This window comes from bacterium SCSIO 12741, assembly GCA_024398055.1.
Taxonomy (GTDB): Bacteria; Bacteroidota; Bacteroidia; order Flavobacteriales_G; family Salibacteraceae; genus SCSIO-12741.
The window spans coordinates 3,703,374-3,727,325 of record CP073749.1 but is presented as its reverse complement, the minus strand read 5'-3'; the positions used below and the strand labels follow the sequence as shown (position 1 = coordinate 3,727,325).

Sequence of the window (23,952 nt, the reverse complement as noted above, 5' to 3'; positions counted from 1 at the left end):
TGAGAATTACTGTTTTCTATATACACAGCGATAAGGTGCTGTAGTTGATGCTGGATCTTGGAAGGTTCTGTTTTTAATGTCCCCGTTTCCGGCCACCAGCATATTGTTTTGTGAAATGTTTGACATCCACTCCCAGTCATCGGCTTCGTCGGTAAGCGTTAGAATGGCAGTAGCAGAATACCAGTCAGCGTAGGTCGACAACTCGTATCCGTTTGAGGCACAAGTCTCAGTAGCTACAAACCAGGTAGCGGCTGCTTGTTCACTGGAATGGATACAGAAGTTTTCGTTCACCTTGTCAAAGCCTGCTGGACAAACCAGGGTATCCATGTACCAAACAGCCTGTCCTTGAGAATTGGCCCGGATGATTTTGTTCTCAGCTACATTGGCCTGATCTACATAAAAATCATTGGTAACCACTACATCGCTGTTGAAACGCAACGAGTCTTTGTCCATATCACCCCAAATCAAAGGAGTACTGGTATTAGAATTATCAATGTAAAGGAGGTTAGAACCGGTTTCGTTATAACCAGCCTGATATCCTAAGAAAATATTTTTGTCTCCAGTATTGGTATATCCGGCCTGGTATCCAGCCATCAAGTTACCTGATTTGTCATGCGCACCGGGTGAGCCGTATCCAGCCTGAAAACCTAATACCACGTTGAGCGATCCAGCCTGGTTATTCATGTCTGCCTGGTAACCTATAGCTACGTTTTCTTTACCTGTTGAACTCTGGCCTTTGGCAAAATAACCAATAACCGTATTACTCGATCCAGAAGTACTTTTACTCAAGGCGGCATATCCCATGGCTACGTTATTGGATCCTGCCGCATTAGATGACATAGCCTCAGATCCTACTGCTGTGTTAGAGCCTCCAGTGGTTACATTCAGAGCCTGATAACCAACAGCGGTGTTGTCTCCGGCAGTAGTTGCCTTGAGCAAGGCGTTGTAACCCATGGCCGTGTTATTGGAACCCGATGTAACCAAAGCCATGGTACCTCGTCCAAATCCAGTGTTTCTATCACCAATGGTTAAGGCATTACCCGACATTGCACCTACCATGGTATTACCGGTCACAGATCCAATGGTAATATTCGATCCGGCATCGTGTCCAATGAAGGTATTCTCTCCATTCTGCTGAGTGAATACCAAGCGAACGCTGTCCATTCTATAGTATTCCTTGCCGGCAATTTCGAAACGGATCATGTCTTCGTCCGAGCCTCCCTTATCAGTTAATATGCGGGTATCATTATCCAAATCGGCCAGCTGCGTGGTATCTCCCAAATTAGTAGCCGGAAGAGCTTGCAAACTCATACGACCTGCTGCGTCAGAGGTTAAAACGTGACCACTACTTACGTTTCCTACGTTATAGAATAAAGTGTCTTGGATGAAAACATTTCCATCGTCAAAGTAACCTGCCCAGTTAACGGTTGCATCAGTGGCCGTACCGTAAACACCATAGTTAACCGATCCACCACCAAAGGCAGTACCGGATACACCGTAAGCTTCGATACCACCATTCGAACTGGCTCCACCAATCACACCAATATTGGCTGTTGATGCGTTAATAGCGGAACCGGAAATACCATAGTTGAACTGACCACCACTTTGGTTGGTAAACTCACCAACGGTGGATTCAAGTCCACCTACTCCACCGGTATTCTGAACCGAAAGACTCACTTGAGTCCCTGTTGCCTGAGATCCGCTATTTGTGCTGATGATCGCAGCCAAGGAGTCATTCGCGTTTATTCTGAGGTACTCGGCATCAACCGAGTCAATTTCTGCGGTTCCCACCACATGAAGGGTACGAGTTGGTGTGGAAATATAATCGCCAATGATCATTTTACGGGCCACGGATAAGTTTCCGGCATCATCAATGCGCATTCTTTCACTACCGCCAGTTGCAAACCGAATAATATCTTCATTGTTCGATTCTTCAGTTCTTACGTAAGTGTTTCCATCGCCATCTGCTATCTGAGTAGTATCGCCTAAGCTAATAGATGCAGGTGCTTGCCATACCAAGCCACTTCCATTGTAGGTAAGTACCTCTCCAGAATTAGCAGGCCCGCCTGTTGGGAAGGTATAGTTGTTACCTACACTCAAGGTTCCATAGATCTTGATACTATCGTTGTTAAAGTCTCCGTAAATAAGTGGCGTGGACTGATCGGAGTTGTCGATGTAAAGTTTGTTGGATCCTAATTCATGGTAACCCGCCCGGAAACCGAGGAAGATGTTTCCACTTCCATTCTTACTGGAGTAACCTGACTCATATCCAATCGCTACGTTTTGGAATCCTGAAGTATCTTGAGTCAAGGCATTGTAACCGAACGCTACGTTTTGTGTACCCGAGGTCAAATTTTCCAAAGCTCTTGTACCAAAGGCATCATTGATTCCCGTTTTGCTCAATCGCAAGGCATGAGCACCAAAGGCAGAACTATTGCTACCGGTCGTAGAATTAAGAGCAAGGTAACCAAAGGCCGAGTTGTCCATTCCTGTGGTCAGCGTCATAAGAGTTGCGTTACCTACGGCCGTGTTATTCGGTCCGGTAGTGCTTACCATAGATCGTGTACCAATGGCCGTGTTATACTCCCCTGCCGTTACACTATTCAGGGCTTCTGCACCAATACCTACATTCGCCCGGTAGGGGTGATCGTTAAAGGTTGAATGACCAATTCCTGCCGCACCTCCTATATAAATGTTGTTATTCGAGTTATCGGTATTATTAATCCTTCCTCGTGAATCCACTTTAAGCGCATCGTCGTTGTTAAACGTTAATACCAGTTCGGTGGAACTGATCTCCAATTTATTCGAATCGTTTACCTTGATAAGGGGCAAAGTATCGACTGAAGGTAGCGTTGACCAACGGGCGTAACCATCTGCATCAGAAGTTAACACTCTTCCTGATCCAGCACCAGTTGGAAGAATTAAGGTATCACGAATAAATACGTTACCTGCTTCTCCATAGAAGGCATAGTTGGTGTCCGCATTTTCGGCACGAGAGTAGATACCATAGTTTATTCCGGAAGCATTCGTACTGGCCGCACGTCCATAAATGGAAATGTTTTCCCCTCGTCCGTTTGCAATACCATAAACAGCAGCATCATTGGATGTAGCTGTGGTATCTCCCATGACCCCTACTACACCTCTATTGATAAAGGAACTGTTTGCAGAGGATCCATACACACCATAGTTAATACCATCCGAACTTGCTTCTGCGAATCCTTGGACACCCATAGCAAAATTTGCCCCAGCCGGAGTGGCTCCGGCTACACCAACAATACCTCTGTTTTCTGTGGCACTATCTCCCACTGCGTAAATTCCTCGGTTTACTCCTGAGCTTGTACCGTGGGAATAGGCAAAAATGGCTTCGTTTTCACCAGCGGCGCCACCGATATAAGAGGCAAACCCTCTTTGATAGGTAGCTGAAGTATTGGTACCAGCAGAAACATAACGGCTCATTTCATAACCTCCGGAGGTGACACTAAAATTATCTCTCACATAAAATTTATTCGGCTGATCTGTGGCTCCAATGCTAACGTTACCATTGGTATCTATCGTCATGATGGGAGCACTGTTGTTGGTGATAAAATCCAGGCGGTGTTTTGAGAAGGTCCCTAATTGTCCGGCAGTTCCAGTAAACAGCCAGGTTCCCATTGAGACTACGCCATCGGTATTCATGATACCCCAGGAGTTGGTTCCCGATCTAACCGTTAGTGCTTCATCAGACACAGCCTGATTGGTATCAATGGCCGCTCCACTTCCGTTAAAGAGATACAGTCCTTGATTTCCACCAGAATAAGAAATGTGATTACCATTGGTTTGAATGTTTTGGGTGGCGGTGTGATCTCCTAAATTGTCTCCAGCAGCGTCTTTCCAAACCGGGTTACCATTAACATCTGCCCCCAAAAGTTGGCCATTCTTACCGGCCGTATCCGGAAATGAGTATTCATTGCCTATCGACAGGTTACCAAATATCTTTAAACTATCGTTGTCAAAATCACCCCAGATTAATGGAGTGGCGCTGCTACCGTTATTAATGAATAGCTGGTTGGAGTAACTTCCAATGGTGCCAGCTGAGGAACCCAGGAACACGTTTCCTCCCCCACTGGTAAGTCCACTACCCGCATTTGTTCCAATAGCGGTATTTCCATTTCCAGTGGTCGCTCCGAGCAATGATCCCGATCCAATAGCTACATTGCCACTTGGATTAATCGAGTTTTTCAAGGCTTGCTTACCTACTGCCACGTTATTAGCACCATTGAAGTTATGCTTCATCGCTTGGTTACCCACGGCGGTGTTATCAGGACCTACAATTCCGTTGTTTTGCAAGGCCTCAGCACCAATGGCTACTGACCCTGAATTACCATTGTTCAAATTCAAGGCGTGGTATCCTATACCTACGTTTGAAATGCTATCGTGGTAATTTTGAGGATCAAACTCCCCTGCTCCGGTACCCATGTATATGGAACCTTGACGTTTGTCTATGCGATTTTCATAAAAGGTATATTCCGTTGTATCATCCACTCCAACCAGCACCTGTCCGGTAGAGTTCGCATCCACGTAAGTACTTCTCGAAAAATTCTGAATTATGGAGATGGTATCAATGGCTATGGCATGAGCGATGGAAACCCCTCCTCCACCATTGATCAAAATTGAGTCACCGGTCAAGTTAAGGCTTAGATTCTGAAGTTCGTTAGTAGCACTGCTGTCCTTGTAGGCTCCAGCATCCAAATCATCTAATCGACCGGCCAAAATGGTTGAATCCGAACGAATTTTGTTGGCCAAGTCCGCGCTATCCGCAATCTGCTTGGTGGTTAACGAGGCCAATCCAGTAGTATTTGCATCCACTCTTGCTCCTAAACCAGAAGTATCGATTTGGGTGGAGGACCGCAAATAGGGAGCAAGCATGCTCGCCGTGTCACTGATGTTCAGCTTATCATTGATTCGACTACTCAAACTTGCAGTATCAGCTGCATTAAGCTTGGAATTTTGCAAGTTGGTAATATCCGAGGCGTTGGCAGCAACACCCGTTACATTGGTGTTGATTCGGCTACTTAGGCTGGCCGTATCTGTCGCATTCAGCTTGGTGTTTTGTAAATTGGTGATATCACCCGCATTGGTCGTAATACCCGATACATTGGTATTAATTCTATTGCTCAAACTTACCGTATCCGATCCACTCAACTTGGTATTTTGCAGATTGGTAATATCACCAGAATTGGTCGCAATTTCTGAAACATTGGTATTAATTCTATTGCTTAAGCTTACCGTATCTGACCCACTCAACTTCGTGTTTTGCAAATTGGTAATGTCACCGGCATTGGTCACGATACCTGAAGCATTGGTATTGATTCTATTACTCAAGCTCACGGTATCGGTACCACTCAACTTCGTGTTTTGAAGGTTGGTAATATCAGAAGCATTCGTCGTGATGTTCGTTACGTTGGTGGTTATACGATCGCTCAAACTGGCCGTATCTGTGGCATTTAGCTTTGTATTCTGCAGATTGGTGATGTCTGAAGCGTTTGTGGTAATTCCGGAAGCATTGGTATTGATCCGGTTATTCAAGCTCGCTGTATCACTGGCGTTCAATTTGGTATTTTGAAGGCTAGTAATATCAGAGGCATTAGTTGAAATCAAAGCACGAAGAGCACTTGCCGTATCAGCCAGATTGGAGTTTCCGTTAAATAGCGAAAGGTCTACCGTATCCACATTTACTCCCCCTTCTACCGTGATCAGGTCATTGCCAGACAAGTACAAGGAATCAATCTTTTCGTTAGTAGCACTACTGTCCTTAAAGGCTCCGGCATCTACCTTAGCATCCAAGGTGTTGATTCGGTCGCTTAGGCTCGCCGTGTCTGCCTCCAACAAGTACTTGCTAAGCATCGAAGCGGTATCACTCAAATTCAATTTGTCATCGATACGATCACTCAAGCTCGCAGTATCGGTCTCTAACAAGTACTTACCCAACATCGAAGCGGTATCACTCAAATTCAATTTGTCATCGATGCGATCACTCAAGCTGGCGGTGTCCGTTTCTAATAAGTACTTGCCCAACATCGAAGCGGTATCGCTCAAGTTCAATTTGTCATCGATTCGGTCACTCAAGCTGGCCGTATCTGACTCTAACAAGTACTTACTCAACATCGAAGCGGTATCGCTCAAGTTCAATTTGTCATCGATTCGGTCACTCAAGCTGGCCGTATCTGACTCTAACAGATAATTGCTAAGCATAGATGCGGTATCACTCAAGTTCAATTTATCATCGATGCGGTCACTCAAGCTGGCGGTATCTGTCTCTAACAGATAATTGCTAAGCATAGATGCGGTATCACTCAGGTTCAATTTGTCATCGATACGATCACTCAAGCTCGCAGTATCGGCTGCATTCAATTTGGTTGTTTGAAGAGTTGCGATATCGGAAGCATTAACATTGATCCGGTTACTCAAATTATTGGTATCCAAGGCTCTTAAGTAAGGATCAAGCATAGCAGCCGTATCGCCACGTGCAATATAGCGCTGCAACATAGAGGCGGTATCCCCTCTTCCAATATAATTCTGAAGCATGGTAGCTGTATCTCCCCGAGAGATATAGTTCTGAAGCATTGCGCTTGTATCGCCTCGAGTGATGTAATTCAATAGCATGGAAGCTGTATCGCCTCGAGCGATGTAGTTAAGAAGCATGTCTGCCGTATCGCCTCGAGCTACGTAAGGTTGAAGCATTGAAGAGGTATCACCGCGTGCAATATAACGTTGCAACATACCTGCTGTATCTCCCCTGGCGATGTAGTTAAGGAGCATCGCAGCCGTATCACCCCGGGCAATTAATCGTTGCAGCATATTGGCTGTATCCCCACGAGCTATATACCGCTGAAGCATGGCATTGGTATCTCCTCTTGCTATGTAGCGCTGAAGCATTGCTGACGTATCACCACGAGCAATGTAATTGAAGAGCATGCCGGCGGTATCTGTAGTTTGAACCGGGGTCCCGATGAGCACTCTTAGTGTGTTTGCGGTATCCGCTAAAGCCAATCGCATCAAAGAAGTTGAATCTGAAAGAAGCCCTATTATGGCTATACTATCACTTCGCATTTTATTCGATAGGAAAATGCTGTCTGCTTTCACTTTACTCATGGAGGCAAAGTAGCTCATGTCAATTCCATACTCATTCGGAGGGTTGTGGTCATCGAATAGATACAGCGAATCTTTGATCGTATCCAACCGCATTTGTTGAATGTGCAGGGTATCCAGAAAGTGGCTCAGATCAATAACATTGGAAGTTGGTCCGGTTAAGGTTAGCGTTTTAGCCAATGGATCGTAAACCAGGGTTTGAATCTCGTTGGTAGTACTGGTATCTTCATCGTTTAAGGCACGACCAGCTTCCCGGGCAAAAAAGGAATACGGTACAGACAAGAGCTCAGACTCTCCCATCGACCGGTAGTTTTGCCCACCTGACTCATCCAGCTCCACCTTCATGAAAAAAGGAGCCGTATTGGCCTCTTCCCATCGAACGGAGTCCAGGTGATTTTGTTCGGGAATACCATCCCCTACCTTCAGCACGACCAATCCCATCAAATTGGTGCTTGTTTGATGACGCTCAATGTATCCGTCGCCTAATTTACCCTTCTGGTAAATGGTGATCCGAAGAGTCACGCCTTGACCACTAAGCACCTGACCATCGGCATTTCGAATAATGGCCTGGTAGTTAATTCCTTCGTAAGATGTCAATTGCGCCTGAAGTGCAAAGCCTGTTAAAATAAAGGCTAACACCAGCAGCAAATTTCGTCCGTTGTGATAGGCTTGATGTAACATAACGATTGTTTATTGTCTGAGTATTTTTTATCTATTCTTAAAAACACAAATCCGGAAAAGTCCTTGAAGATCTATTCCGGTTAGTTGCTACTCCCCGAGGGAAATCAGTCGGTATAAAGTCAATTAGCTTTGTGTTTCTTCAATTTTTCTATTTCTACTTGTCCCCCAACCTATTCGCCGGTTACTCGTTTTTGATCAACCGAATGGTCTTCACCAATTGCCGCTGATCGTTGTACACGCTAAGCATGTATGGACCATTGGACAGGTGAGCCACATAGAGCGACGTTTTTGAGGAGGTAATTTCTTGTTCTAATACTGGGCGATATGCGTAATCCTGCATCACACACATCCAGGGTGAATCCCATTCTGGGGTAAAATCCATTTCCAAGGTCAACTCCCGAACTACCGGGTTGGGATAAACCTTCATATCAACATCAATCTCGGGTTGATAATTCCAAACCTTCACCACGGTCCAAGCCGTTTGGTGAAAGCCTTGGGTCATAAAATACCGATGATCTCCTTCGGTGGCAATCATCACCTCACCAATGCTCCAGGCCATGTAAACGCCTGAATTTTCTTCAAACCCTCCGGCTGGGGTAATCAGACGAAGACCAATGGTATCGGAAAGATGCTGGGCCTTAAGAGTAGACAAACTACTTCCGAAAAAGCCTGCAAAAAGTGTAAGAATAACTATGAAATGAACCCGTTTCAATGCGCTTTGTATCAAAAATCGAAGATAGTTAATGATTGTTAATCCTCCTACCTGCCCAAAGGGCATTTCGGCGTATTTTTGATTTTCGCGATGTACGCCATTATTGACATAGAAACTACTGGACTTAGCCGATCTGGAGCCAAGATTACCGAAGTGGCTGTTTTTAAGCATGACGGACAAAAAATTGTGGACGAATTTGTCAGTCTGGTCAACCCGGAAGTCGTTATCCCATACGAGATTACGAGACTCACAGGAATCACCAATGGCATGGTCCGATCGGCACCCAAATTTTATGAGATTGCCAAGGACATTATCCGCATTACTGAGGACTGCACCTTTGTCGCTCACAATGTCAATTTTGATTACAGTTTCATCCAACGGGAATTCAAGGATTTGGGTTTCTCTTTTAAGCGAAAAAAACTGTGTACCAAAAGACAAAGTCAGGTACTTATGCCTGGCCATAGATCCTATGGATTGGGCAACCTCTGTCGAGACCTGGGTATCATCATCGATGGTCGACATCGAGCCGCCGGGGATGCCCGAGCCACGGTAAAACTGTTTGAAAAACTGCACGCGATCGATCCGCAATTAGGGACCAAGGTTTCGGACGAAGAACAGCTATCCAAATACCTTCACCCCGATCTGGATGTAAACAAGGTGCTCGACATTCCCAAAGCTACGGGTGTGTATTACCTCTACAACGCAGACAAGGAGGTAATTTATGTAGGAAAAAGTACCAATTTGCGTACCCGCCTTTTCAACCATCTTCGGCAGCCTAAGACCGAAAAAGCCATCAAAATGCACCAGGAAGTGGCCGATCTATCCTATGAAATTACCGGATCTGAGTTAATTGCATTGCTGCTTGAATCCCGGGAAATCAAAGCACTTCAACCCAAGTTTAATGTTGCCCAACGAAGACCTACCTACGCCTTTGGAATTGTGGAATACCGGGATTTGTTTGGTTATATAAACCTAAGAGCGGTTCGGGTTAACTCCGATCAAAAACCCATTGCCCGATACGCCACTCTCAAGGATGCTCAGCGGCATTTGGAACACCTGGTTAAAGATTTTGAATTATGCCTGGGAATGGCAGGACTCCAAAAGTGTCATCGAGGCTGCGTAACTCATGGTGTGGGAGATTGCCACGGGGCTGCCCTCTGCGAAGAATCCGCTGAAGAATACAACGAGAGGGCCATATTCGCCATCGCCAATCTACAGTATTTTGACAAGGATTTTCTTATAATCGAAAAGGGTCCGGAAAAGGATCAACTGCACGCCATTCTCATTGAAGATGGTGGATATGGAGGATACGGTCTGTTTGATCAGGAAAATGACCTAACTCCAGAACAAATTCGTGACGGTGTCAAATCCTATCCAGATAATCCAGAGGTAAGAGGATTAATTTTTCAATACCTACTCAAGAGACCAGTTAGGAAGATTTTTCTTTCGAATCTTGAAGACTGAAGATTGAATCTTGAATCTCCAATCTCCAATCTTGAACTTTGGAATTGAACGCCCCCTACTAAATGTACTCTTTGCTTGGTAGAGGAATAGTTATTAGAACCTCCACTCTAAATCAACCTGAAGATTCGAGATTCAAGATTCAAAATCAAACCTCATGTTTCACCACCACGCGACCTCGTGTTTGGCCCTTGAGAATAAGCTGAATCTGGTCATCCAGTTGATCTAAGGTTACATCGTGGGCAATGGTTTCCAAATTATCCGGCTTCCAGGGACCTGAAAGCTTTTCCCATAGCAAAAGACGGGTGGCCATCTCCGTTTCGGCGGATTCTACACCAATTAGGTTTACCCCGTTGAGCAAAAAGGGATATACCGTAGCCTCCAAGGTAGGAGACGCTACCAGACCACAAACAGCAATGCTTCCATTTTTACCGCAGCCAGCCATTAAGGTTCTCAAAGTATTTCCTCCAACCGTATCCAGTGCTCCTGCCCACTTGGTTCGGGTAATGGGACGTTTTTTGGGATCGTCTACATAGTCGCGGCCTTCGCAACGAATGGCACCTAACTGCTTGAGATAATCGTATTCCTGCACCTTTCCGCTTGAAGCAACCACTTCATATCCTGCTTTGGAGAAAATAGATACAGCCATACTTCCCACTCCCCCACTGGCTCCTGTGATCACAATCTCACCCCAATCTGGGCGCTGACCAGCCATCTCCATTTTGTGTAAGGCCAAGGATGAAGTAAATCCAGCTGTACCAAGAATCATTGCCTGTCTTAAATCAAAGGCATCGGGCAAAGGAACCACCCAGCCTTCCGGAACCCGGATATACTCTCCGAATCCACCATCAGTATTCATTCCCAAATCGTATCCGGTAACCAAAACACGATCGCCTTCTTTGAACTTGGGACTGGTAGAAGCGGCTACAAATCCACTGGCATCAACTCCAGGTGTATGTGGAAATTCACGTGTAATGCCCTTGTGCCCGGAAGAAGATAAACCGTCCTTGTAATTCAACCCAGCGTAATGCACCTGGATCAATACTTCTCCTGGTGGCAGATCATTTACTGAACGTTCAACAATTTTTCTCTCAAAGTTCCCTTCAGGGCTCTCAAATATCCGGTAGGCGCGAAACGTTTTTTCCATGGCCGAAAATTAAGACATGAAGCTCACACGAGCCCCGGCTTACAAAAAAAAATCTGCCGTTTACAAATACTGACCAACCTCGTCAAATAAGCCTGGTCAATCCTAATGTTACAGTCCTAAAACAGCTAAACATGAGATGCCTTCCAACACCCAGCTCCCATTATTGGGGGTTATACCCGTACCTGCTCATTGGCTTGATACTTCTGTCCGTAGCTTGCGACAAAAGTGACTCCGCCGCCAAACCCGATGAGGATGAATATGAAGACCTCTATGGGGAATGGAGATGGGTTCCGCACAATGCTCAAAATCAATTCCCTGACACGGTTCTCCCCTGTATAAAAGGAGACTCTTTGGAGGGCGAATACTGGATTGCGCATTGGTATGATTTTGAACTATTACCCGATCAAAAACTTAAGGTAGCTGAACGAAGGGCCTATGTACCCAAAGACGTTCCTTTTTACAAAGGCACAGTTGATTTGATGGATCCCTGTACCCGAATAAAGTTGATTTCAACTCAAAGAACAGAAGAACAATGGTGGGCCTTCCGCTCTGGTTTCATCACCCTATCGTTGGGAGGAAAAACGCACGAAGTACAGATATCCAATAACCGGCAATTTTTAAGACACAACCGTGACGAGTATACCCGAAACTCGAGTTACTACTTGGCACTCAAGCATTGCCCAACTTTACCGCCGCAATTATCGGTGGTTCTTTCTCTGTTCTGATCTCGGCACAATTTTGGTGGCTGCCGTGCAAACTAATCGGCATGAATACCAATCTTTTTATCACCCTGCCTCTACTTCTATGCCTTTATAGCTGTGGGAAGGACGAAACTTTTAACACCAATCAAGAATCCCCGGTAGCCGGAGAATGGCGTTGGATGCCTCCCAAAAAATTTTCTGGTCCCCTAAGTTCCAAAGACAGTTGCTGGATAAATGACAAAGCCTACGCCTTTGTAAAGTGTACCTGGGCCGATTATCTATTAACGGACAATGGCAATCTTTGGAAAATCAATCGAAAAGGTACCGTATTAATGGGCCCTGATTTATATGCCGATTCCGTTTCATCAGAGGTCACTGCCTGTGAACCGATTGAAGTAGATTCTAGCTGGAGCGAGGAAGGAATTTGGTGGAAAAAAGAAAATCGATACTTCCTCAAAGTGGGAGAAAGCTACGAAGCCCTTGATTATGTCCACCCCGACAAAAAAGCCCTTATTGGCGGCCGTTCGTATACCAGAAACGTTAGCTATTATTAGCCTTTAAGTGCTCCGTCTTTGATCTCTTCTACCACCTTAGGATCCAATAAGGTTGAAGTATCACCGAGATTCGAAGTATCTCCTTCGGCTACTTTCCGAAGAATACGACGCATAATTTTACCTGATCGGGTTTTAGGTAAACCACTCACAAACTGAATTTTGTCTGGGCGGGCAATTTTTCCAATTTCTTCAACCACTGTTTCCACGATTTCGGCTCGGAGTACTTCATCGTCATTCACCCGATCACGAAGGATTACATAAGCATAGATACCCTGCCCTTTTATATCATGAGGATAACCCACAACGGCAGATTCCGCTACCTGAGGATTGCGATTGATAGCATTTTCGATTTCAGCAGTTCCAAAACGGTGCCCAGAAACGTTGATCACATCATCTACGCGGCCAATAATTCGGTACATTCCATTTTCATCGCGACGAGCTCCATCACCGGTGAAGTAATGATTATCGTAATGAGAAAAATAGGTCACCCGGCATCTTTCATGATCACCATAAGTTGTTCGGATCATCGATGGCCAAGGATGCTTTATACACAGATAGCCCTCTTCCCCATTGTCCGTAATTTCTTCTCCTTCACTATTAAGCAAAACAGGTTGAATTCCAGGTAAAGGGTACCCTGCGTAGGACGGCTTGTGCGGTCCGTGATCGCCGAGGGCTGAAATCATGATTCCTCCGGTTTCGGTTTGCCACCAGGTATCTACCACCGGGCAACGCTCTTTTCCTACGTGAACATGGTACCAATACCAGGCTTCCTCATTAATCGGTTCACCCACAGTACCAATCACTTTGAGCGAATCAAGGCTGTAGGAAAGAACGTGATCGTCGCCTTGTGCCATTAATGCTCGAATGGCGGTAGGAGCCGTATAGAATTGATTGACGCCATACTTGTCACAAATTTGCCAGAAGCGTCCCGCATCTGGCCAAGTAGGAACTCCTTCAAACATAATAGTCGTGGCTCCGGCCAACAACGGTCCATAAACGATGTAGGTATGTCCGGTTATCCAACCAATATCAGCGGTACACCAGTAGATATCTCCGGGATCGTATTGAAACACATTTCTAAAGCTGAAATCAGCATAAACCATATAGCCACCGCAAGTATGCACCACTCCTTTGGGTTTTCCAGTGGACCCCGAGGTGTATAAGATGAAGAGCATATCTTCACTATTCATCGGTTCAGCCGGACAATCGCTATCTACTTTATCCATTTCATCGTGCAACCAAACATCACGTCCAGGCACCATATTAACAGCCCAATTGGTTCTTTGCACCACAACTACTTTCTCCACACAAGAAGAGGATTCGATAGCCTCATCCACCACCCGTTTAACCGGAATTTCTTTGGTACCCCGATACAGTCCGTCCGAGGTTAGGACCATTTTGGCCTGAGCATCTTCAATGCGATCGGCCAAAGCGTGGGCTGAAAATCCAGCAAAAACGACCGAATGAACTGCACCGATTCGGGCACAGGCCAACACGGCAATGGTCAATTCGGGAATCATAGGCATGTAAATGGCTACGCGATCTCCTTTTTGGCATCCATTTTCTTTGAGCACATTGGCGAAGCGACAAACCTTGTCATGAAGTTCATGATAGGTCAGGCGCACAAACTTTTCCTTGGGATCATTCGGTTCCCAAATCAATGCCGTTTGATCTCCCCTTTCATCCAAATGTCGATCGAGGCAGTTTTCCGTAATGTTGAGTTTTGCCCCTTGAAACCATTGTACATCAGGTTTGGCAAAATCCCAACTCAGAACATCATCCCATTTTTTTCTCCAACGAAATTCATTGGCAACTTTCTCCCAGAATTGCTCGGGATTGTCCACACTCTGATGATACAATTCTTTGTAGTGCTCAAAGGAGGTAACTCGGTACCAGGGTTGCTGTTCTGACATGGTCATTCTGTTTTTTTAATCGTGTTGCACTCAAATATAGAATTTGTCCGGATTCCGTCGTCTTGCCCCGGTTAACTTAGCATTGATCTTTTCAAGGACTTTCTTGTACCTATTGATCAAAAGCCGAAATATGAACCGAACAAACCACCAAAATTCGCTCCGAGAAACGCTGATGATCAATCTGGTTAGGTATTCGAAACCTCTTTACGGCCTGTTTTTCAAAAGCAAAGCCGAACCTTGGGAGTTAAGTGTGTTAGCATTACTTCAGTATCCGCAACAGTCATTGGGTCGGGAGTTGGGCTTGTTTTTGGTAGCGAATCGTCTTAAGCTGATGGATAAGTTCGAGGATCATGATGTATACCATGTTTTATTACAATACAGCACGTCTGTGGTAGATGAGGCCAGAATGCAATTCTTTTTATTGGGAAATGGGAAGCGTTCTCTATTTGCCCTGGGCACCGGATTTATTGCCTCCTGTTTCTTTCCCGAAAGATGGGGAGCGTTTTATGAAGCCTACAAACGGGGACAACATTCTGGCGTTGTGTTTAAATCCGATTTTCTACTCGGCTTGAATCAACCCATAAACGATTTGCGTAGCTACTTCCAAATTGAGGAACACCCCGCCTTCTCTGCCTCTTCGATACCCTTTGCGTAGAAAAAATACGGCAAATGCCGTATAAAGAACTGCCTGTTCCCCGGTACTTTTGAAAGTATCAAAAAGGACACATTATGAAACGCTTATTAATCATTGGCCTGGCTTTGCTTACCCTACAGGCTTGTAAAAAGGAAGGATGTACGGACCCAACTGCCACAAATTATAATACAGACGCTGGAAAAGATGACGGTAGCTGCACGTATCCGAGTACCAACAACACCAATAACAACAACAATAATAACGGAGGCGATAATCAGGGAACTCCTGCAACGGATTCCTACCTTATCGTAGACGGCGGAGATACCGTACCACTTATCACGGCCACGGTCAATTATCAGGATACCGCACGTACCATTTTACAAACGAATTTTAAGGATGACAACCACCATGTGGGCATTTCCTACACCCTCACGGAATCGCTGAAGGAACAATCCTATACCACGAACAAAGACCGGTTCTTTTTCGCTCAATCCGGCGTTGACAGTGACATCAACTTGTACTACAGTGATTTTAAAGCCAACAAGAATTACCTGGTAGAATCTGGTAAAACCATTACGGTGACCTCTTCGGGAGGCAAAAAAGAAATTTCCTGGAGGGGGTTAAAACTCACCTTAGAAACGGATAGCACTCAATCCATTACTACCACGGCCAAAATTTTGGTCACTTTTTAAGAGTCAGACTTTTCGACCATCAACCAAAGCATGGGTTCATTTTCCTCGAAACTGGACCCTTTTTTAGGTCCTTTCGAGCAGTCCAATTTGTTAGAACAAACTGAATTTCCGAATTTTGCGTCAGAATTGACTGAATAGTCAGTACTGCGTAAAATGGGAACACTGACCGGACTAAAATGGGGCATCTTATGCCTGGGTTTGCTATGGGCTTTTATGTCCACTGGGCAAACCACATCCAACAAAGTCAATCCCAATTGGACCAGTAACGGAGATTGGACCGGAACAGCTCCTAGCTACACCATGACCCAATCCGCCATATTAAACCACAACAGTAGCATTACCACAGAAATTCAAATTACCAGCGGAAATACACTGACCATAAACACCGGTGACACCTTAACCACTTCTCGAAATATTACACTCAAAGATGGCGGAACGCTCATCGTTAATGGCCACATTGAGGGAACCAGCAGCGGTAAAGAATTCAAATTGGAAAAAGGCACCTTTACCGTAGGCAGTACAGGAAGTATCAACTGGCCCGGTAAATTCACGTCTGACGATAATCCGGTAACCATTGATATGGACGGTGTCATGTACATTGGGAATAACTGGTCCAACAAAGTAACCTGGAGCGGTGACGGAAGAATTGATGTCAGCGGATCCAACAAACTAAATAATGACGGAGGAACACTTTTCGGATGCACAACCAGTGGCGGAGGCTGTTGCTCTTGTGCCGCATGTTGCCTGGGAACAACCTCTATCAACGCTCTTCCCATCAGCCTGTTGAGCTTTAACGTTTGGGATCGTGGCGACCATCTCCTTTTTCGCTGGACCACGGCCTCTGAATGGAATAACGACTATTTTGAAGTAGAGCAAAGCGCTGACGGAATACACTGGACTGTGTTAGGTCAAGTAGATGGCTCAGGGACGAGCAATGAAATTCAAAACTATTCCCTTTCCACTCCCCTTGTTACCGATCATTCCTATTACTACCGCCTCTCTCAGTATGATTTTGATGGGTCTGTCCAATACTTTTCAGTAGTGCAAAAACTTGCCCAGGGAAAAGAAAACTTGGAAGAGGTACTTATCCAACAAGAACGAGGCGGAATCTGGCTTCACTTCCCCACAATTCCGGATCATAAACCTCACGTCCAGTTTCATTCTGTACTCGGCTCCTCCATCCTAAACGATCTGGAACTGACCTCCACTTCGGATCAAGACTATTTCATGGACACGTATTCTTTGAACAAGGGCTACTACCTCATTCAAATATCCACAGGGCATACTACTTTGAGTTATCCGGTGGTAATCAATCGTTAGCTTGAATAAATTGAGCTGGACTTTCCTGAAAGTGCCGTTTAAAAGCTCTTGAAAATGCGCTGGTTTCGGAATAGCCTAATACGTAGGATAATTCTTTGACCGACCCTGCTTTTGTTTTTAAATGAATTCGGGCAAATTCCATTTTGTTGTTTTCTGAGAGTCTACGAAACTGGGCCCCTTCCTCTTTTAAATGGCGCTGAAGGCCTCGTGGGGAAAGAGCCAGCATAGAAGCCACCTGATCCTGATTCAAACTTTCAGGTAAATGTTGCAGCAGCAATCGATTTACCCGGTCGGTCCAACTTTTCGTTGGATTCATTTTTGCCAATTTCCGCTCTGCAAATGCCACCAGATTTTGAAGCATTTCTTGATCCGCCGTTTCGATAACCTGATCCAAACTTCCAGGTTGAAAATCTAAGTTCACCTCTCCCCCAGTGGCAACGCTGCATTGAAAACTGCGCTCCAAGGCTTCACGATTGGCTAAGGGATAATCCAATGTAATGCGCTTGGGTCTTTGTTGCTGATGGGTCAAGGTATCAAAGGCCTTGAGTAGAAATAGGATGGCTCCTTCCAGCGTTTGCTGATAAGCTCGTTCGGAATGATTGCGCCAAAGTTTATCACAGCTTATTTTTAGCACATTACCCTCCAGTTTCATGGGAAGTGAGCTGCATCCCAATTGATAGAAAGCACAAACTTGTTCCAGGGCCTCACGAATGCTAGAACTTGATTGCATGAGTTGCAACACCAATCCTGCCGTGGATAAATGAAGTCCCCGACTTACCGAAATTCCAAACTGAGGGTTGTTGGTTTGTTCCAGAGCCCGTTCCATCATTTGGTTGTAGGCTTCAAATTCCACGGGTTGATCAGGTTGGTTCATTTCGCTCAAGGTCATTCCAATAGGTTCCACCAACAATGGCACACTTGCTCCCTGATCGGCAGCCACGAGAATGATGTTTCGAATAAATCGAGCATTAAAAGCCATAGTTCAAAAATAGGCCTTTAACCCCTTGTCGCAAAATGTCAACACCTTGGCGTTTGTGACCGGTTCATCCACAGGGGGCTCCGGTACTTTTGGATCAACAAAAACAAACAAGATGAAAAAGATTGAAACTTTTATCCAGATTGAAGCGAGTACAGAAAAAGTGTGGGAAACGCTAAGCCAATTAGAGAAGTACAAAGATTGGAATCCCTTTATTATAGAATCCAAAGGTCAGGTCACAAAAGGAAACGTATTGATCAATACCATGAAAAATGGCGAACAGCAGATGACTTTTAAACCGAAGGTGACTCAAGTAGAAGAAGGAAAATACTTCGAGTGGTTGGGAAATCTATTTGTTCCTGGGTTATTTGACGGTCGTCATTACTTCAAGCTTACCGCCCAGCAAGACGGCTCTACTCTACTTGAACAAGGTGAATATTTTACCGGAATTTTGGCCTCGCTGATGCTGCGATGGATAGGAAAAAATACCGAGCAAGGATTTCAGGCCATGAACCAAGCCCTTAAGAATCAAGTGGAAAGATAGAATAGGCTTCAACCGGAAGTTATCAGACGGCTCCTCAAATGAGCTGAATCCCTCGTAAAATGGAGTGATCTTCCTAGGAAGATACCAGCATAAATGGGTTACATTAGCAGTTCAAACACATCCACCCATGACTACGCAAGTAGAATTTCAACTTCCCCCTTGCCCAGAGGAATCCATCTGGTAACCGGATTTATTACCGAACAGCTTCCTCCTCTACCTGAAACAGGCCTTCTGCATTTGTTTGTAAAACATACTTCATGTGGAATCACGATTAATGAAAATGCGGACCCCACCGTAAGGACCGATATGGAAACTTCGCTGGATCAACTAATCCGGGAAGACGAGCCTTTCTATAGGCACGTATACGAAGGTCCGGATGACATGCCGGCTCACATTAAATCGAGTCTGGTTGGAGTATCCGTAAGCCTTCCGATTGCGAAAAAACAACTCAACCTGGGAACCTGGCAGGGCATTTACTTATGTGAATTCAGAAATCAGGGAGGCGCCCGTAAACTGGTTGCTACTATTATAGGAGACTAATGAACTACCGATTTCAAGTACAGGTTTATGGAAAAGTTCAGGGCGTTTGGTACCGAAAGTCTACCCAAGTGGAAGCCCTAAAACTGGGCCTAACCGGCTGGGTAAAAAATGAACCCGACGGATCTGTGATTATGGCCTTTGAAGGACCTTTCGAGTCTTGCTTAGCCCTCATCACTTGGGCTCACCATGGACCAGAACATGCACGAGTAGATCGTATTCAGCTCGATCAGGTGGAACCTAAAGGAGGTTCTGGGTTTGAGATTGTGCGGTATTAAAAAAGGGGCTACCTACTCGAGGCACCCCCTTTCATTTTTGGCTTTCAGCCCAATTAATTTAGTATTGCTTAATCACTGAAATCACTTCATTGACTTCCTGATTAAATACCCTTACAAAATAAATTCCGCTTGGCTCTTCCAATAGATTAATCTGCATTTCATCAAATATTCGTTCTTCGAAGATTTGAAGCGTTTTCCCGGAGTAATCCATTACCTCAACGCCAAACGATTGTCCAGCATATTCTCCAAACAGGCGAAGTTGAAATTGCCCATTATTGGGATTAGGATACAATTGAATATTCTCACTGTCATTAAGTACTTCTTCCTCTCCCGATGGAGAAGTTTTACAAGGTGAACCAGGAAACACTTCATAGGCAACGTAATCAACCGCAGAACATCCATTTTGTTCAGTAACCCTCACACGATAAATACTGGATTCTGTCAATGTGGTCACCTGGCTCGTTGTACAAGGGCTACAAGTTAACTGATCTTCAGGGTACCATTCAAAAGTGGCCGTTCCCGGAGCTCCGACTACTTCAATGGTTTTAGCTTGAGCATTTCCATTGCAGCTAACTGCACTATTCGCCTGAACACCATTAATATATATACTCCAGTTGGAGACATTGGCCCCAGTAATTACCAAAACCTCATCTTGAGCCTCACAACCGTTAGCATCGGTAACGGTAACCGAATATGTCTCCTGACCAGCAGTCATTGGCTCCACAGTAGTAGTGGCAGAATTACTCTGGTGAGTAGTCAATGAAGGCCACCAAGAATAATTCAAGTTTCCGTTTCCTGTGGCGCTAACAGTTAGCGTCGTCTCATCTCCTATACAAACATTGGTCGTTGGCGTAATAGACTGGATTACAGGCCTATCTAAAACGGTAATGTTTTTAATCTGAGAGTAAGTATGCGTTGTTTGAATACCGGACAAATCTATAGTCACGATGGCCCATAAGGTAACCGAATAGGAACCCGCAGCAACCTGAACCTTATATTTTGGATTACTAAATGTTCCCTCATAAAATTGATTATTATTTATCATTGAATTGGCATAACCAGGCCCGGTAGTTTCTCCGGCAAACTCCCAGTTGTATTTTACATCAATTAAACAAGGATAACCAACAAGCCCACCAGATGTATTCACAAACTCAACATCGCCTGTACAAGTACTAACTATTTCAAAATCGGGAACAAAATCAGCTAGGGTCATGTCCTTAGTGCAAGGAGCCGGAATCTCCGCTGCCGGAAAAACAAAATCTCCATTTCTATCCAACATAAATTGATCAATATCGACCATTTCGGACCCCGGCTGTAGTTCTATTCGGTAATTTCCTTCCGGAAGACTCATTTCAGCCAAATCACAAACTCCCTGGGTATACCACATCCAGGCATATCCTGAAATACAGACAATTTCATCGGAGTAAATGACTTCATTTTTATCTGTCGAAATGACTTTAATGAATATAGATGATTGGTCAAATTCGTGCCCTTCCTTGACCCTTGCCCTCACCGCAAAAAGAAAATCATCTGCCCCTGCTCCGTTGTCTGGAGTTACATGAAAGTTATACGCTAGAGAAGGTCCTTGTTGAGTATAATTCCAATTGCTTAAGGACATATTAAATTGATGATTTGAAAAAGTGGTAAAGGTTGTATAATCAGTAAATGTCATATTCCCATTGGGATTCACTGGTAAACCGAATACATTTCCTGGATCACTATTATCGGGGATTCGAGTTCGAATGTCCAGAAATGTTGGGTCCAAAGTATTTGTAGAGTTACCCATCAGTTCATCCGCCAGTTCGGCTTCAAAAACCAAGTCATCACTCCACCGAGTTGGATGAATGTCTTCATGCCAGGAATCCAATTGGATGAAAACTGGCTCGGTAAAGGATTGGGGATCATATCTGAACAAATAGACACTCCCCTGCTTTCTGGTTTCCAATGAAACGTTTAGCCCATCCATATCTTCCATGGTAACAATCTTGTCATAGGAGCTTCCACCAGGTTCTTGATAGTTAGAAATGGGCATATGTGCAGTGCTTATAACATAATGAACATCCGCAGAATTACCCGGATTTTCCCATTTCCTAACCAAGTTATAAACGTTACTCCCGCCTTTTATCCGGTGATGAGGATTTCCGTCTGGGTAGGTTAAATGCTGATCGGTCAGCAACACTCCATCCCTTAGGATGTATTCGTATCGAGAGGCAATTGCCTGAGCATAAGAGGGCATTAAAAACTGCCAGGTCCAATGCCTTGGGTCTTGATTTGGCTGAGGACTACCTCCCATATCTTGATCCACGAAATAACTGGAATAGAAGAATTCCGCCCCATAATTGTTCAACAATTTCAACAATCCTAAAAATTGTCCAGGACGGATATTTGGAGTAGGATCCATTCTCCAACCGGCACATACAAATGGGCTAAAAAGGTTATCACCAAATGAAAGCTCAGTTTGCCTTGCGTTCTCAATCCAGCTGAACGAATTATTACCTGGCTGATTTCTGTGCCAAAAACCTGGTCTTAGAGGATAGAAATCTGGCGTTGAATGTACGTTTCCATTTTCGCTAAAGTTTATCTGTTTCAATTCCTCCCAGTCATCGACATTCCAAGCACTATGTCCTCCCTGACCGTCTATAGAATAGTAGGAATATCTGGTTCCCGCACTTTGAAAATATGAATTATTCATAAACTCATCTCTATATGCCCTTCTTAAATCGGTTTTCATTTGAGAGTAACAAGCGTTATTGTTTCCACCCGTTGCTGACGCACAATGTGCTGAAACATCCGAATTAAATCCCATCAAATTTGACCATTCGGTCGCATTTGGCCTGACCTCTCCATTATCCGTAATCTGATCTATTGGTCGTTTTAAAGGACTCAATCTACCATCTTCCAATGATCTGGCTGCCGACATCCCAAAGTTCCGAGCCATTCTTTGAAACTCAAGAGGGTGAAATACTGAAGATAAGGTAGTAGGGGAATTTCTCATATAAAAATGATCAGCCAAAGTTGATTGGCTTATTCTTCCCCATTTGGTGGGACTACCATTAACTTTGTCAAGTGAGGTTTGATTGGCATAAACCGTTAAACCAACAGGAATGTCAACATTGGAATTAGCAAAATCATCCAACCCCAACATTGGAAAATTCGAGCCAAAGTACTGCGCCGATATCTGAGAATAATAATTCCAATTCTTGGAAAGTTCTTCATTGAGCTCAATACCGTTTACCTGAGATTGAGTGGTACTAGCATAGGTTAGCTGACCACCAAATTTCACATAGCTTACAAATGGATAATTTCTCAATAAGGTATTCCCAGGTAAATATCTAGGTTTTGGTGCATCATTAATTTGATCAATAGGATGAGGTAAACCAATGGCCGAAGCTTTCGCACTTGTCACATAACCAATTGGAAATTCATTTTCATCCAAAAACCCGGTTAAATCGGGACCATTGGGTATCGCGGTATGAGCAATATTATCTTCAAATGAATAGTGTTTCCCAATATTTATGGCATCGAGGTAATTTTGGTATATCACAGCAGCTGGCAGGGCCTGCCCCAAGGTAATGGCGTATTCATCGAAATCTCCTAACTCATATTTACCATGACTATTTTCTGGCCGAATTACCCAATCGGTAGTGCCGGTTCTACCTTCAAAAACATCACCAAATTCTGGCATGACAAAAAATTGGAATTCATCCGGAGAAATCCCATCCACGAACAATTTATGTAATCCGCGCTGTAAATCTGAAGTAACTGCTATATGGTGCCACTCTCCATCTGAATAGTAATTCCAGTTTTTCCTATCCACCCCGTTTAAATCAAAAGCCAAATGCCGAAATTTGGAGTAATTGGGCCCATAAAACAAATCAATAGAAATCGCTGTAGATGTTATTAATAACCTCACCGCAGGAGCGCCACCATGGCCACTACGCTGAAAGTGAATGGTTTCGGCATCCTCATCCAATCTAACCAAAAATTGAAAAGTTAATGCGGAAACATCCTGATGGTTGGGTTTTACAATTACACCATTTGGCTTCGCTCCATCCAACAAATCGATAGAAATAAAATCGCCTACTTGCCCCCCAGAAAAAGAAGAATAGTTCTTGTCACCAATAGGAAAACGAGTAATCTCAGCAGGTTGGTTGATACTCGTATACATATCCGTAGAGGTGTAATTTGTACCTCCAATCATACCTAAAGGTGTGTTGGGGGCTTCGAACGTCCAATAATAATCAGGCGTATAAAAAGCTCCTGTCGGAGCGGTACCATCTAAAATATCAATAGTGTGAACGGCGGTCGTACAGTTTGAGCCTATCACATGTACGCTGTAGGTACCAGTAGCTGTGAGGTTAGTGAAAGAAGATCCGCTTTGACTTATTGGAGGCCCCTGACCAGCGGGAGGAGTCAACACATAATTGGTTACTGGGGCTGAGCCATCGGTAATAACACTGATTGAAAAATTTTGACCTGACGTTTTGTAATCATTGATCAAATTAGATTCCAGATAAAATTCCGGACATTGTCCAATTAGGTTTTGGTAACTAAAAATTAGAAATATAAAGACACCAAGCGTGCCTGTGGTTATTGGTTTCATAGATCAATAGCTATAATTAAGAAAATTCAATTAGAGCGCTGCCGGTTATGCAGGAAAAGGAGAATTACTGG

General features: G+C 44.4%; 15 protein-coding genes. 9 read left to right on the top strand and 6 right to left on the bottom strand.

Annotation, left to right across the window (positions count from 1 at the left end):
- Positions 1-6: 6 nt before the first annotated feature.
- Positions 7-7,809 carry a hypothetical protein gene (locus KFE98_15890; protein UTW61479.1) on the bottom strand — a complete coding sequence of 2,601 codons (7,803 nt, stop codon included), beginning with the start codon at positions 7,807-7,809 and terminating at the stop codon, positions 7-9.
- Positions 7,810-7,990: 181 nt separating this feature from the next.
- Positions 7,991-8,587, bottom strand: a complete 597-nt coding sequence (locus KFE98_15885; protein UTW61478.1) for a hypothetical protein — start codon at positions 8,585-8,587, stop codon at positions 7,991-7,993.
- Between the two features lie 24 nt (positions 8,588-8,611).
- Between KFE98_15885 and KFE98_15880 the strand changes: the two genes are divergently transcribed.
- Complete coding sequence (locus KFE98_15880) at positions 8,612-9,985, top strand: GIY-YIG nuclease family protein (protein UTW61477.1); 1,374 nt, start codon at positions 8,612-8,614, stop codon at positions 9,983-9,985.
- Between the two features lie 145 nt (positions 9,986-10,130).
- Here KFE98_15880 and KFE98_15875 read toward each other — a convergent pair whose 3' ends face one another.
- Positions 10,131-11,129 carry a YhdH/YhfP family quinone oxidoreductase gene (locus KFE98_15875; GenBank protein ID UTW61476.1) on the bottom strand — a complete coding sequence of 333 codons (999 nt, stop codon included), beginning with the start codon at positions 11,127-11,129 and terminating at the stop codon, positions 10,131-10,133.
- A gap of 131 nt (positions 11,130-11,260) precedes the next feature.
- Here KFE98_15875 and KFE98_15870 point away from each other — a divergent pair, with 131 nt between their 5' ends.
- Both KFE98_15870 and KFE98_15865 read left to right on the top strand, forming a co-directional pair.
- A complete protein-coding gene (locus tag KFE98_15870) occupies positions 11,261-11,854 on the top strand; it encodes a hypothetical protein (protein UTW61475.1) in 594 nt (197 codons plus the stop codon).
- Between the two features lie 41 nt (positions 11,855-11,895).
- The gene (locus KFE98_15865) at positions 11,896-12,384 is read left to right on the top strand and encodes a hypothetical protein (protein UTW61474.1); all 489 of its coding nucleotides are present in this window, start codon (positions 11,896-11,898) and stop codon (positions 12,382-12,384) included.
- On the opposite strand, the gene acs is transcribed toward KFE98_15865, so the two are convergent.
- Entirely contained in the window at positions 12,381-14,297 is a 1,917-nt protein-coding gene (gene acs / locus KFE98_15860; protein ID UTW61473.1) for an acetate--CoA ligase, read from the bottom strand. The genes KFE98_15865 and acs overlap by 4 nt on opposite strands.
- 130 nt (positions 14,298-14,427) lie before the next feature.
- On the opposite strand from acs, the gene KFE98_15855 reads away from it, so the two are divergent.
- The 3 genes from KFE98_15855 to KFE98_15845 all read left to right on the top strand — a co-directional run bounded on the left by KFE98_15855 (position 14,428) and on the right by KFE98_15845 (position 16,943).
- Positions 14,428-14,952 carry a hypothetical protein gene (locus KFE98_15855; protein ID UTW61472.1) on the top strand — a complete coding sequence of 175 codons (525 nt, stop codon included), beginning with the start codon at positions 14,428-14,430 and terminating at the stop codon, positions 14,950-14,952.
- A 74-nt stretch (positions 14,953-15,026) separates the two neighbouring features.
- Entirely contained in the window at positions 15,027-15,623 is a 597-nt protein-coding gene (locus KFE98_15850; protein ID UTW61471.1) for a hypothetical protein, read from the top strand.
- 153 nt (positions 15,624-15,776) lie between these two features.
- Positions 15,777-16,943, top strand: a complete 1,167-nt coding sequence (locus tag KFE98_15845) for a hypothetical protein (GenBank protein UTW61470.1) — start codon at positions 15,777-15,779, stop codon at positions 16,941-16,943.
- Here the strand turns inward: KFE98_15845 and KFE98_15840 are convergent.
- Positions 16,933-17,922 carry an AraC family transcriptional regulator ligand-binding domain-containing protein gene (locus KFE98_15840; protein ID UTW61469.1) on the bottom strand — a complete coding sequence of 330 codons (990 nt, stop codon included), beginning with the start codon at positions 17,920-17,922 and terminating at the stop codon, positions 16,933-16,935. The two genes, KFE98_15845 and KFE98_15840, sit on opposite strands and share 11 nt — an antisense overlap.
- Positions 17,923-18,034: 112 nt before the next feature.
- Between KFE98_15840 and KFE98_15835 the strand changes: the two genes are divergently transcribed.
- The 3 genes from KFE98_15835 to KFE98_15825 all read left to right on the top strand — a co-directional run bounded on the left by KFE98_15835 (position 18,035) and on the right by KFE98_15825 (position 19,278).
- Positions 18,035-18,463, top strand: coding sequence for an SRPBCC domain-containing protein (locus KFE98_15835; protein UTW61468.1), 429 nt, complete (start codon positions 18,035-18,037; stop codon positions 18,461-18,463).
- A gap of 93 nt (positions 18,464-18,556) precedes the next feature.
- Entirely contained in the window at positions 18,557-19,003 is a 447-nt protein-coding gene (locus KFE98_15830) for a secondary thiamine-phosphate synthase enzyme YjbQ (GenBank protein ID UTW61467.1), read from the top strand.
- Complete coding sequence (locus KFE98_15825; protein UTW61466.1) at positions 19,003-19,278, top strand: acylphosphatase; 276 nt, start codon at positions 19,003-19,005, stop codon at positions 19,276-19,278. The genes KFE98_15830 and KFE98_15825 overlap by 1 nt, the downstream gene beginning before the upstream one ends.
- Positions 19,279-19,336: 58 nt before the next feature.
- Here KFE98_15825 and KFE98_15820 read toward each other — a convergent pair whose 3' ends face one another.
- Positions 19,337-23,881 carry a T9SS type A sorting domain-containing protein gene (locus tag KFE98_15820; protein ID UTW61465.1) on the bottom strand — a complete coding sequence of 1,515 codons (4,545 nt, stop codon included), beginning with the start codon at positions 23,879-23,881 and terminating at the stop codon, positions 19,337-19,339.
- Between the last annotated feature and the right edge of the window lie 71 nt (positions 23,882-23,952).